Annotated in this window: 14 protein-coding genes; 3 read left to right on the top strand and 11 right to left on the bottom strand. The window is 36.6% G+C overall.

The window, feature by feature from the left end; genetic code table 11:
* Window positions 1–59: 59 nt before the first annotated feature.
* The 6 genes from EW15_RS09545 to EW15_RS09570 all read right to left on the bottom strand — a co-directional run bounded on the left by EW15_RS09545 (window position 60) and on the right by EW15_RS09570 (window position 5,150).
* Window positions 60–311 (bottom strand): hypothetical protein, encoded by a 252-nt coding sequence (locus EW15_RS09545; RefSeq protein ID WP_038654535.1) that lies wholly within the window; start codon window positions 309–311, stop codon window positions 60–62.
* A gap of 41 nt (window positions 312–352) precedes the next feature.
* The gene (gene lysS / locus EW15_RS09550) at window positions 353–1,873 is read right to left on the bottom strand and encodes a lysine--tRNA ligase (protein WP_038654538.1); all 1,521 of its coding nucleotides are present in this window, start codon (window positions 1,871–1,873) and stop codon (window positions 353–355) included.
* A gap of 69 nt (window positions 1,874–1,942) precedes the next feature.
* A complete protein-coding gene (rpaB, locus tag EW15_RS09555) occupies window positions 1,943–2,683 on the bottom strand; it encodes a response regulator transcription factor RpaB (protein WP_038654541.1) in 741 nt (246 codons plus the stop codon).
* Window positions 2,684–2,850: 167 nt separating this feature from the next.
* On the bottom strand, window positions 2,851–3,351 hold the full coding sequence (locus EW15_RS09560; RefSeq protein ID WP_038654544.1) for a hypothetical protein: 501 nt from the start codon (window positions 3,349–3,351) through the stop codon (window positions 2,851–2,853).
* Window positions 3,338–4,093: a rod shape-determining protein MreC gene (gene mreC, locus EW15_RS09565; RefSeq protein WP_038654547.1), complete on the bottom strand. Its 756-nt coding sequence runs from the start codon at window positions 4,091–4,093 to the stop codon at window positions 3,338–3,340. Before mreC ends, EW15_RS09560 begins: the two co-directional genes overlap by 14 nt.
* A gap of 4 nt (window positions 4,094–4,097) precedes the next feature.
* Window positions 4,098–5,150 (bottom strand): rod shape-determining protein, encoded by a 1,053-nt coding sequence (locus EW15_RS09570; RefSeq protein ID WP_038654550.1) that lies wholly within the window; start codon window positions 5,148–5,150, stop codon window positions 4,098–4,100.
* 85 nt (window positions 5,151–5,235) lie between these two features.
* Here EW15_RS09570 and EW15_RS09575 point away from each other — a divergent pair, with 85 nt between their 5' ends.
* Complete coding sequence (locus EW15_RS09575) at window positions 5,236–5,625, top strand: single-stranded DNA-binding protein (RefSeq protein WP_038654565.1); 390 nt, start codon at window positions 5,236–5,238, stop codon at window positions 5,623–5,625.
* Window positions 5,626–5,635: 10 nt separating this feature from the next.
* Here EW15_RS09575 and EW15_RS09580 read toward each other — a convergent pair whose 3' ends face one another.
* Together EW15_RS09580 and ahcY are read right to left on the bottom strand one after the other, a co-directional pair.
* Entirely contained in the window at window positions 5,636–6,292 is a 657-nt protein-coding gene (locus tag EW15_RS09580) for a DedA family protein (RefSeq protein ID WP_038654568.1), read from the bottom strand.
* A gap of 24 nt (window positions 6,293–6,316) precedes the next feature.
* Window positions 6,317–7,750 (bottom strand): adenosylhomocysteinase, encoded by a 1,434-nt coding sequence (ahcY, locus tag EW15_RS09585; protein ID WP_038654571.1) that lies wholly within the window; start codon window positions 7,748–7,750, stop codon window positions 6,317–6,319.
* Window positions 7,751–7,774: 24 nt separating this feature from the next.
* Here ahcY and tsaE point away from each other — a divergent pair, with 24 nt between their 5' ends.
* Window positions 7,775–8,299 (top strand): tRNA (adenosine(37)-N6)-threonylcarbamoyltransferase complex ATPase subunit type 1 TsaE, encoded by a 525-nt coding sequence (gene tsaE, locus EW15_RS09590; RefSeq protein WP_038655511.1) that lies wholly within the window; start codon window positions 7,775–7,777, stop codon window positions 8,297–8,299.
* On the opposite strand, the gene EW15_RS09595 is transcribed toward tsaE, so the two are convergent.
* Both EW15_RS09595 and mutT read right to left on the bottom strand, forming a co-directional pair.
* On the bottom strand, window positions 8,245–9,261 hold the full coding sequence (locus EW15_RS09595; protein ID WP_038654574.1) for a carbohydrate kinase: 1,017 nt from the start codon (window positions 9,259–9,261) through the stop codon (window positions 8,245–8,247). The genes tsaE and EW15_RS09595 overlap by 55 nt on opposite strands.
* A 36-nt stretch (window positions 9,262–9,297) precedes the next feature.
* Window positions 9,298–10,452 (bottom strand): 8-oxo-dGTP diphosphatase MutT, encoded by a 1,155-nt coding sequence (mutT, locus tag EW15_RS09600; protein WP_038654576.1) that lies wholly within the window; start codon window positions 10,450–10,452, stop codon window positions 9,298–9,300.
* A gap of 178 nt (window positions 10,453–10,630) precedes the next feature.
* Between mutT and EW15_RS09605 the strand changes: the two genes are divergently transcribed.
* A complete protein-coding gene (locus EW15_RS09605; protein ID WP_038654579.1) occupies window positions 10,631–11,530 on the top strand; it encodes an alpha/beta fold hydrolase in 900 nt (299 codons plus the stop codon).
* On the opposite strand, the gene EW15_RS09610 is transcribed toward EW15_RS09605, so the two are convergent.
* Window positions 11,515–12,522: an RpoD/SigA family RNA polymerase sigma factor gene (locus EW15_RS09610; protein WP_038654583.1), complete on the bottom strand. Its 1,008-nt coding sequence runs from the start codon at window positions 12,520–12,522 to the stop codon at window positions 11,515–11,517. The two genes, EW15_RS09605 and EW15_RS09610, sit on opposite strands and share 16 nt — an antisense overlap.
* Between the last annotated feature and the right edge of the window lie 10 nt (window positions 12,523–12,532).

Below are 12,532 nucleotides of genomic sequence, written 5' to 3' on the forward strand. Positions count from 1 at the left end.
AAAAATTTATTACTTTTTATTCGAATTTGTATAAAAAATCAAACATTAATAATCCTTTTTCATTTGACATCCAAACTAACATTTTCTGGTGGCGGTGTTGGATCAGGATCAGCAATGAGCATGTGTTGCAAAACGATTTCAGGACGCTCGCTATCTCTCCATCTGATTCGATAAGCAGGCATTTTTGTGCCCCTGCTTGTCGTTTGTTCAACAGGTTCCATAACCCAACCGCGTCTTGATCGCCCTTGGGGGTTCCTTTTCACAACAGCATCTGCATGCTTGAATCGGAAACCAACTCTCTCGCCACTCATCTGAACAAAATAGTTACTCGCCTATTATCCACTCTGATGGGTCACTTTCCAGTTTGTTTTAAATTTGATTCTGGTCGTAAAAGTGGAAAAGCTATGACATCTCTTATTGAAGGACTATCCGTTAACAGCATTACGAACCTATCTATTCCTATTCCTAGGCCTCCTGTTGGAGGCATTCCGACTTCAAGAGCATTGATAAAATCCTCATCCAAACTTTGAGCCTCAAGATCACCCGCTTCTTTTTTTGCTTGCTGTAAAAGTAAACGCTCTCTTTGATCAATAGGGTCAATTAATTCACTAAAAGCATTAGCAGTTTCTCTTCCAACAATAAAAAGTTCAAATCTTTCCACTAAACCTTTCTTGCTTCTGTGTTTTCTAGCCAATGGAGAAATCTCAATTGGATAATCCATCACAAATGTAGGTTGAACCAGTTCAGGCTCTACTGCTTGTTCAAAAGCTTCATTCAATAGGCTTCCTACACTATCAGCCTTGTTGGGCACTTGAAGCCCCTTTCGACGCATTTCAGTCCTAGCATTATCAGCATTGTCTCCAAACAATTCAAAATCAATTCCAGTAAATTCCTTAACTAAATCATGCATCGTGGCCCTTCTCCAAGGAGGTTGCAAATCTATTTCTTGCTCTTGATAATTAATTTTGGTCGATCCACAAATCTTTTCACAAACTGAGGAAAGTAATTTTTCTGTTAAATCCATCATGTCGAAATAATCTGAAAAGGCCTCATAAATCTCAACAGATGTAAATTCAGGATTATGCCTAGTGCTAATTCCTTCATTTCTAAAAATTCTTCCAAGTTCATAGACCCTTTGAAATCCACCCACCACAAGTCTTTTAAGATGCAATTCTGTTGCAATCCTCAAATACAAAGGCAAATCGAGCGTGTTGTGATGAGTTATGAAAGGCCTTGCGTCCGCTCCTCCAGCTTCTGATTGTAGAACTGGGGTCTCGATTTCAAGAAAGTCTTTTTCATCTAACCATCGTCGAATTGAACTAACTAATAAAGCCCTGGTTCGAAAAGTTTTTCTTGACTGCGGATTTACAATTAAATCTAAATATCTTTGTCTATAGCGCTTTTCTACATCTGCAAGTCCATGCCATTTATCTGGTAAGGGTTGTAACGATTTTGATAGCATTGACCATTCAAAAACCTTTATAGAAAGTTCGCCTCTATCAGTTCTCCTTAATATTCCACTGACTCCTATCCAATCACCAGAATCAACGAGAGATGTAATGTTCTCAAAATTATTATTTAGATTCTCGCTATCTTCATTCCGATTTAAGGTCGCCTTTTCCAAAAAGAGCTGCACTGTGCCTGTTTCATCGGCAAGAGTAAAAAAAGCAAGTTTTCCCATCACTCTTCTAGAAGTTACTCGCCCTGCCATAGATACTTCGTCGTTTTTTTCTTCGCCATTTGGCAAATCTTCATATTTTTCCTGCAAAACAGCGGCAGAATCAGTAGGTCTAAAATTCAAACCATAGGGACCTTGACCAAGCTTATTTAGTGCTTTTGCCTTCTCAAGGCGGGTATCTCTTAATTCAGACAAGGCAATGGGTACAAACGGCAGTAATACACAATATCAATTGCAAACCTATCAATTTTGAGCTATTAATCTTCAACTGGCAATAGCAGTAGGAAATTCCCCCATTCTTTGAGACGCATAGCCAATACCTCTTACCGTTAAAATCAGTTCCGGATTTCTTGGATCTGGTTCAAGCTTGCCTCTTAAGCGCGCAACATAGACATCCACAACTCTTAAATCTGCTGCTCTTCTGGGAGGGTAACCCCAAAGTTGTTCTAAAATTTCTGCTCGAGGTACAACACGACCAGGGTCACGGAATAATAATTCCAGCAAGCTAAATTCTGTATATGTAAGCCCTATTCTTTCTCCTCCTCTACTGACTTGCCTTCTATTAGTGTCTACAACAAGATCACCAAGCTTCATTACTCCTTGACCTGATGGAACCTCTCTGGGCTCATCAACAGTCGGAGCAGGTCCGACTCTTCTCAAAATTGTCGCAATTCTTGCTTCTAACTCCTTTGGGCTGAATGGTTTAGCTAAATAATCATCAGCGCCTAAATCCAAACCTGCGACTCTTTCTGAAATCGCTTCAAGAGCAGTCAAGAATATTATTGGGACACAAGACTCTGCTCTTATTCTTCGACAGACTGCAAAACCATCCATCTTCGGGAGCATGACATCCAGTACCACTAAGTCTGGTGCTTCTCTGTGAAAAACCTCTAGTGCTTGCTCCCCATCCTGCGCAGATAAAACTTTATAACCAGCAAGATTTAGTCTTGTAACCAAGACTTTCAACACTGCTGGTTCATCATCTACAACCAAAATGCAGGTCATGAGATTAGCTGTTTCCTTAGTGACATGACCATAGAAATGGCTTTTTATTATATGACGATATCATCTTCAAGTTAGGTATTCAAAGCCATTTGAATAATATATAAAGACAGAGTCCCCACTAATAAATAAGTATTTATCCTATTTTTAAAGCTTTATACAATTTTTCATTAATTTTTTTTATTAGCTAGAAGAAGCCATGAAGAGAAAAATGGAGCAACTAATCCAGTAATTATGACCTCGGAAATTAATACAAAAATTGACCATGAATGAAACCAATTATTTCTTAAAACGTTATAAAGAAAAATTTTTTGAATCCAAATAGAAAAGCCAACAAAGGCAGTTCCCAAAATAGCCATCAAACCAATATTTAAAAATAATTCAATTTTTTTATTATGCAATCTATACGTACTCCAGGCTACAGACAAAAGCAGCAAAGATGGAACATAAGAAACATCACCAATCGTAAAAGAGTCTATGAAGATACCCAATAAAACTGCAGCTATGGCAGAGTTCAAACGACTGTTTTGAAGCGAAAATGGCAATAATAAGATAACAGGCCAACATGGAGTTATTCCATTTATTTTTAGCCAATCAGGAGCTGTGATTATACAAAACTGTAAACAAATTAAATTCAAAAATATTAATATCTTCTTATTATTTTTGGGCATTATTTTTCAAGATTTGAACCCAATCAATTGCCTCAGGTGATGCAGTTAATTGAACTATTGCATAGGGAGATGGTAAGGCTTTTTCGTTCACAGACTTAACAATTCCAATTGTTAAGTTTGGGGGTAATAAAGTACTTGCTGGAGATGTAGTAACAGCATCTCCAATTTTAGCCAAACTATTTTTATTTAAGAAAATTAATTTTGGTCTATTTGTACCCATCCCAGTCAAAATCCCATGGTGCTGAGTGCGATCAATCCAAGCTCCTACCTGATGACCAGGATCAGTCAATAATCTAACTCTTGCAGTCAATGGGGTTACGCTGTCAATTAGACCAATCAAGCCGCCTGGACCAATTACTGTTAGCCCTTTCAAAACTCCATCTTTTGACCCCTTATTAATTTCTAACTGTTGCCACCAATTTCTTGAGGATCTTGATATGACAGCAGCTGAAATTCTTTGACCAGTATTAAAGTCTTTTAACGAAAGAGCTCTCCTTAAACGAGTGTTATCATCCTCAAGTAATTTTAATCGAATGCTTCTTTCAACATTATTTCCTTCCTTAATCCATTCACGTTGAGCAGTACCTGGGAGTATGGGTTTCAGTAAAACAGAGTATAAATCTAAATATCCTGCTCCTTTTGACCAACGAATCCCAAATAATAAAGCTCCAAATAAAAATATTACCCAAAACCTTCCTTTCAAAAGCAACTGAAACCCAATTTCCCTTCGGGCTTTAATCATTTGTTCAATCTCTAATTACATTCCTAGCAAAATCAGGCGTATCTAAAACTCTTCGCATTGATTTAAAATCATCTAAAACCAAACCACATCCGTTTACGACACAAAGCAATGGATCCTCAGCTACGTGAGTAAAAATTCCTGTTTCATGACTTAATAGATCACTAATTCCTCTAACTAAAGCCCCCCCTCCTGCAAGCATTATCCCCCTATCAACAATATCTGCCGCCAGTTCGGGCGGAGTTCTTTCTAGAGTTCTTTTAACCGCGTCAACAATCTTATTCAAAGGCTCTGACATGGCTTCACGTAAATCGCCTGCTTTCAAGTTGATTGAGCGAGGCAAACCTGAGAGTAAATGTAATCCCCTTACATCTATTGATTGCAAATCAAATTCATTTGATGGAAAAGCTGATCCAATTTTAATTTTTATCTCTTCAGCTGTTCTCTCACCAACTACTAAATTATGTACTTTTTTTAAATATGTTGCGATGGAATCATTGATTTCATCGCCTGCAACTCTTACAGATTCGCTTAAGACTGTCCCGCCAAGACTTAACACAGCAACTTCAGTAGTACCTCCACCAATATCAACAATCATTGTGCCTATGGGCTCTGTAACCGGCAAAGAAGCTCCAATTGCAGCAGCTACAGGTTCATCAATCAAATGCACCTCTCTTGCTCCCGCAAGACCAGCCTCACGCACTGCTCGTCTCTCTACTCCAGTCACACCACTGGGAATACCAACTACTAGTCTAGGTGCAATTATTCCACGACCCTCATTACATTTTTGAATAAATGTCTTAAGCATTTGCTCAGCAGCATCAAAGTCGGCTATTACACCATCGCGAAGCGGACGAACGGCACGAATATTTCCTGGTGTTCGCCCTAACATTAATTTCGCATCATCGCCTACTGCAAGAGGAATCCCCTCTTCTAAGTCCATTGCTACAACCGAAGGTTCTTGCAGTACAATTCCTTTGCCAGAAACATAAATCAAGGTATTTGCCGTACCTAAATCAATCCCAATATCCCGGGAGAATTTGAAACGGTTAAAAAACACGGATTTCAATCATTTGAGCCATCATAAAGAGAGTTGAACTAAGATAAATATATTATTCAGCAACCAGTAAACATAGGAGGTAAAGATGGGAATAAATTCGGTCACCCTTGTTGGCAGAGCAGGAAGAGATCCTGAAGTTAGATATTTTGAATCTGGAACTGTAGTAGCAAATCTAACAATGGCTGTAAATAGAAGGAATCGGAGCGATGAACCAGATTGGTTCAATTTAGAAATTTGGGGCAAACAAGCCCAAGTAGCTGCTGATTATGTAAAAAAAGGCTCTTTGATCGGTATAACTGGTAGCTTCAAATTGGATACTTGGAAGGATCGTAATACTGGAGAGGATAGAAATAAGCCAGTTGTTAGAGTTGATCGTCTTGAATTATTAGGATCCAAAAGAGATTCAGAAAATAGTAATTTTCAAAACAACAATTTTAATCAGCAACCAAGTAATAATGACGAAATTCCATTTTAAAAATATCTTTTTAATTGTTAATTAGTTTACGAAGGGATTTATAAATTAAACTGATCAAAACTCCAGAGATAATTAAAACAATGATCGTCTTAAAGATACTTGAGAAAGGACTAATAAACGTTTCAATATTTGCATAATTATCGCCTAAATAAAAACCTGCAATTGTTAAAAACAACGTCCAAATTAGGCTTCCTGCGGTTGTCCAAATTAGAAAAGGGGTAATAGGCATTAATTCAACCCCTGCGGGGACAGAAATCAAAGTACGAATTCCAGGGACTAATCTTCCCCAAAAGACTAAAGACACTCCATACCTGTTGAACCATTTACGACTGCGAGCAAGTTCTTGAGGATTAATTCCAATCCACCGTCCATTCTTCTCAAGCCATTTTTCAAGTCTTTCTTCATTTACTAATCTGCCAATTCCATACCAAGGCAAAGCCCCAATAACAGTTCCGATTAAACCTGCTAAAACAACTGGTAAAAAATCTAATTGACCTTGAGCTACATAAAATCCTCCAAGAGGCATAATTAACTCCGAAGGAATTGGCGGAATTAGGTTTTCCAAAAACATTGACAATAAAATCGCCCCATAACCAATCCACTGATTAGTCTCAACTGCATTTCCTATAAATACTGGTAAAGAAGAAATAAATTCAGATATTTCCATTTAATTTGAACTGTTTAAATAAAATCAATAACGATATTGATTTGTCTTGTAGGGACCTTCAATTGGAACATTAATATATTCAGCTTGTTCTTGAGTTAACTTAGTTAACTTTGCTCCAATCTTATCTAAATGAAGAACAGCCACCATTTCATCTAAATGTTTTGGCAAGACATAAACTTTGTTCAAATATTTAACGCCATATTTAAATAATTCAATTTGAGCTAAAACTTGATTAGTAAAAGAATTGCTCATAACAAAACTTGGATGACCAGTAGCACATCCAAGATTGACTAATCTTCCTTCTGCTAAAAGAATTATTTTGTTACCACTTGGTAAAGTTATGTGATCTACTTGAGCTTTAATATTTTCCCATTCATAGGACTTTAAAGAGGAAACCTCTATTTCATTATCAAAATGGCCAATATTACAAACAATCGATTCGTTCTTCATCCTGATCAAATGCTCATGACGAATCACTTGAAAATTTCCAGTGGCCGTAACAAAAATATCAACATCTTCAACTACTTCATCTAGTCTCACAACTCTATAACCCTCCATTGCGGCTTGAAGAGCACATATTGGATCTATCTCAGAAATCATTACTGTCGCGCCTAACCCCCTTAAAGATTGAGCAGAACCTTTTCCAACATCTCCATATCCCATGACAAGGGCTACCTTGCCAGCCACCATGACATCTGTAGCCCTTTTAATGCCATCAACCAAGGACTCTCGGCAACCATATAGATTATCAAACTTACTTTTAGTCACGGAATCATTTACGTTAATAGCTGGAAAAACAAGGTCTCCATTTTTTTCCATTTGGTAAAGACGAGCTACACCAGTTGTGGTTTCCTCAGTGATTCCTTTTATAAAAGATTTAGCTTTTGAATAAAAATTTGGATCTTTTGTAAGTTTTTTCTTAATAGAAGCAAATAATGCAATTTCCTCTTCATTTGAGGGGTTATCAAGAACTGAAATATCTTCTTCCGCTTTGCTCCCCAAAATAATCAATCCAGTCGCATCACCACCATCGTCAAGAATCATATTTGCATATTCACCATCTCTCCACTCAAAAATTTTATGAGTATATTCCCAGTATTCATCCAAAGTTTCACCCTTCTTAGCAAATACTGGGACTCCTAAATTTGCAATAGCTGCAGCAGCATGATCTTGCGTGGAAAAAATATTACATGAAGCCCATCTCACTTTTGCACCAAGTTCTACAAGAGTCTCAATAAGAACTCCTGTTTGAATAGTCATGTGGAGACTACCTGCTATGAAAGCCCCTTTTAATGGTTTTTGGGCTCCATATTTTTTTCTCAATGCCATTAAACCTGGCATTTCTGTTTCGGCGATCAAAAGTTCTTTTCTACCGAATTCTGCTTCGGTTATGTCTTTAACTACATAATCAGTATTCTTCTCAATACTGTTGAGATTTGACTTGGTTGCTGCGAACATAAGTTGAACTCTCTATGGGAGATTGTGGAAAAAGATACTGAAAAACAATTCAATGATTTTAATTCATTTGCTCAGCAAACAAATAATTTCTGCTGGACTTTGGATAAACCTGAATCAACGATGTTATTAGGTTCAACATTAACAAAAAAAATTCCAGATCTAAGGATTCTCCTTTTAATTGGGCCTCTTGGAGCAGGAAAGACCACATTAGTTAAAGGAATTGCCAAAAGCCTAAAGATACAGGAGCCTATCACTTCTCCAACTTTTCCTTTATCCCAGCATTATCCTTTTGGATCTCCTCCATTGGTACATCTTGATCTGTACAGAATTGAAGAAGAAAATGCGGCAAACGAATTTTTTTTACAAGAGGAAGAGGAATCCAAAGCCATTGGTGCATTGATGGTTGTTGAATGGCCAGAGAGGTTATCACTGCCAATGCCTGATGCTTGGATAGGAAAATTAGAATATTCCTCAGAAAATCAATCCCGTTTTTTTCAGCTAATTCCTCCTTTAGATAAAGACAATAAATTATCAATTTCATCGAGATAAGGTTGTGGTTCTATCGCTCCTACTCCCTTGCAAACATGAGAACCGCATGCAATTCCAAATTGAATAATATCTTGAGCAATTTGTTGACTGATTTGATCTAATTCAACAGAGATGAGTTTATAAATTAATCCTGCAGTGAATGCATCACCAGCTCCAGTCGTATCAACCACAGACGAGGGGATAATCGCAAATGATTTACCAAGGTGATTATTGAGCCGCCATAAAATGGGATTCGATCCATCGGTAACTACAACAGATGGACTTTGTGGAAGAGAAGAAGAGATTTCAGTTGGATCAGAGGTATTAAAAAACCATTGAGCCTCCTCTTTTGCGAGTTTTATTAATGAAACGTTTTTTAAAATTGACAATATTTGATTTTTTTCTTTTAGAGAGGGCTCTAAGACGGTTGAAACTTCTTTTCGCCAAAAGGTTGGGCGCCAATTGAGATCAACTGCAATCTTTATTTCTGAATGCAAAGCATTTTCAATACACCACAAAAAAGCTTTAGATGATATTTCTGAAGCCAAAGGAATTGTTCCCGTAACTAACCATTTCGCATTTTCGGCAAGAAGTGGCCAATCTCGAATAATTTGTTCACAGAATATGGCTTGATCGGCAAAACCCAAGCCTTTTTCTCCCACAAATTTTTCAAAAAATCTTTCTCCATCAGAGTCTCTGCGAACCAATACAACTCTTGTAGGACGAAGACTATCCTCCTGTAATCCAGAGGTATTCATTCCTCTCTGAATTAATAGATTCTTAAAATTTTCTCCAAAAGCATCATTTCCTAAAGAGCCAATAAAAGAAACATTTGCTCCTAGTCGACTTAAAGCACAAGCGACATTAGCTGGAGCACCACCAAAACAATCTGTTATTGGCAAATCCAAAGATGGGTCTCCACCAGGAGGGCCAAGTCGATCTATTAAAGCTTCTCCAAACGCAATTACGCTTCCAGAATGCATGTCTAATTAAATATCAATAACGTTATTATTAGTGATTTAAAGTTTTTTATTTCTAATACAAAGATGTTTATGTAATTCAGAAATAATTTTAGTATTAGCAGCAGGAAAAGGAAAATCAAAAAGTTTGTCTGGAGACACCCAAAGTAATTTTTGACTAGCTAAAGGTTTCGGCTGACCTGATAACCATTCACAAATATGAACAATAAAATAAAGCTTCTTGTGGCTATAAGCGTGTTCAAAAGATAAAAGCTTTTCTCCAACTGTGACAATAATCCCAAGCTCCTCTTTTAATTCTCGCTCAATCGTTTTCTCAATCGATTCGTTGGGCATTTTTTTTCCTCCTGGAAATTCCCACATTCCGCCCATACTTGAGCCTTCTAATCGTTGATCTATAAGCAATTCTCCTTTTTTATTAAAAACAAGACCAATACCAATTTCTTGAATAGGCTTTATTTTGGTCATTTTTTTTTTAGGAAAATCATCAGGATCGTACTTTGTATAAGCAACACAAAAGTTTTGCAGTGGGCAAGAAGAACAACTTGGTTTTTTGGGAGTACAAATAATTGCTCCTAAGTCCATCAATGCCTGATTCAAATCCCTTGGACTTTGCGTTGAAATTAATAAAGAGCTAAATTCCCAGAACTTTTTATCATCTTTAATAGATTTGCTCTCATTGGCTGACAGTCTAGAAAAAATTCTTTTTACATTGCCATCCAATATTGGGGTTGGCAGGTCAAAGGCAGATGAGATAATGCTACCTGCAGTACTTCTACCAATTCCAGGAAGAGACATCCACTGATCTATTCGATTAGGCCAAGAATGTGGATCTTGTTCTATATTTTTGCCCAACAATTCAACTAATATTTTAGAGGATTGATTTATTCGATTTGCACGTGAATAATATCCCAGACCTTGCCATATCATAAGAACACTCTCTAAATCAGCCTCTGCTAAAGAAGTCAAAGTAGGAAAAGCCTTCATCCATTTTTCCCAATAAGGAATAACGACCTTCAACTGAGTCTGCTGAAGCATGACCTCTGCAATCCAAATTCCATAAGGAGATATACTTTCACCCAATTGAGGAATAGAACCATCTTTTTTTAATTTCCAGGGTATCCAGTATCTACCATGTCTCCTAAACCATTCCAGAAGTGAATATTGAATCTCTTGAGGAGAATCAAAAATGCCCATCAAAATAAATCAAAATTGAAAAAATATTTTTTAACACTATCATTATTTTGATAATTTTTATCAACTCAAATTAATACTTTCTGAACATCTAATCTATAGGATAATATGAATAAAAAAGCCATTCACTTTACTAAAGATATATCTTTAGTAAAAATAATTTATATTCTTCTCTAAAAATATGAAGCAATTCTGGAATTGGAAAAATTATCAAATTGCATGGCAAGTAGAAGATAAAGATAAGAATTCTAAAATCGCAATAGTATTAATTCATGGTTTTGGAGCATGTAAAGATCATTGGAGATTTAATCAAAAAAACATCAGCTCAATTGCACCATGCTATGCATTAGATTTAATAGGTTTTGGAGACAGTAGTCAGCCAAATTCACAGATTTCATATGAAAAGAAAACCTCTCAAAATTTCAATTATTGTTTTGATAATTGGAGTCAGCTAGTTTATGATTTCTGCAACGAAATAGTTAAAAAACCTGTCTTACTAATAGGAAATTCAATTGGGGGAGTTATTGCATTAAATACATCGAAAAAATTATCTCGAAAATGCTTAGGGGTAATATTAATTGATTGTGCTCAAAGGACAATGGATGATAAGCGCTTAGCTGAGCAATCATTATTAATGAGATTTTTTAGACCAGTGATTAAAACTTTTGTAAGACAAAGACTTTTAAGTTCCAACATTTTTAAAAATGCAGCAAATCCAACTTTTATTGAAAAAATTTTAAAAGTAGCTTATCCAAGTGGAAATAATGTTGATGAAGAGTTAATAGATTTACTTTTTCAACCAACCCAAAGAAAAGGAGCTCCTGAGGCTTTTCGAGGATTTATCAACTTATTTGATGATTATCTCGCTCCAGATTTACTAAAGAAATTGGATAATCCAGTACATTTAATCTGGGGTGAAAAAGATCCTTGGGAACCTGTTAAAGAAGCTCAAAAATGGTTTGAAACTTTTGAATGTATAAAAAGTTTAGATGTTATTCCTGAAGCGGGGCATTGTCCTCATGATGAGAAGCCAGAAAAAGTTAACCCTATTCTTACAAGAATAATTCAGGACGCCATATAAGCTTCAACTGATTCTCCAGTTTTTCGTAAGCCTCTCAAACCGTCTCTTTCTAAATTTCTGACTCTATCTCTACTAATACCCAAGACTCGACCAATACCTGTGAGACTCATTGGATCATCACCATCTATACCATATCTCATTCTTAAAACACGGTTTTGCAATTCCGGTAGTTGTTCAAGAAGTGTTTCCAAGTCACCTTTCATGCAGTCACTTTCTATTTGTTCGGAGGGCATATCAATTTCGTTAGACAATAAGTCCAATAAAATAGTGTCTTCACCATCGCCAATTTTGGTTTCCAAGCTAACCGGCTGACCAGCTCTACTCATTAAATCTTTAACGTCACTTTCCGGTAACTCAACGTATTCAGATAATTCTTTCAAGGTTGGAGTTCTTGAAAGTTCTTGACTTAATTCACGTTGACCTTTTTTCAACTTGTTTAGCATTTCAGTTATATGAATAGGGAGTCTTATGGATCTACTCTTTTCAGCAATTGCACGTGTGATGCCTTGACGTATCCACCAGTAGGCATAGGTAGAAAACTTGTATCCACGAGTGGGATCAAATTTCTCAACTCCCCGAACCAAACCAATAGTTCCTTCTTGAATTAAATCAAGTAATTCCATATTTCTTTTTGTATATTTCTTAGCAACACTTACTACCAAACGAAGATTGGCTGCAACCATTCTCTCTTTTGCTCTTCTCCCACTCTTCAACTTCTTTTTTAATTGAATTGGAGAAATTCCTGCCTTATCAGCGAAAAAGTTGATATCTGGCTTTTCCCCCAAATCACTCTCAAGTTCGGTCTCAAGATTTTCAAGTACAACAAGATCTTGAACTTGTCTTCCTAATGTGATTTCCTGCTCGTGTGACAACAAAGGAACTCTTCCAATATCTCTTAAGTAAGAACGAACTAAGTCAATGTCCGATAAGGATCTTGCGGAAGCAGCGGAAGATGAATTCTTAGTCTTAGTAACCTCTACTGCCGTTGTCATAGGTTTGTTG

Source organism: Prochlorococcus sp. MIT 0801, assembly GCF_000757865.1.
Taxonomy (GTDB): domain Bacteria; phylum Cyanobacteriota; class Cyanobacteriia; order PCC-6307; family Cyanobiaceae; genus Prochlorococcus_B.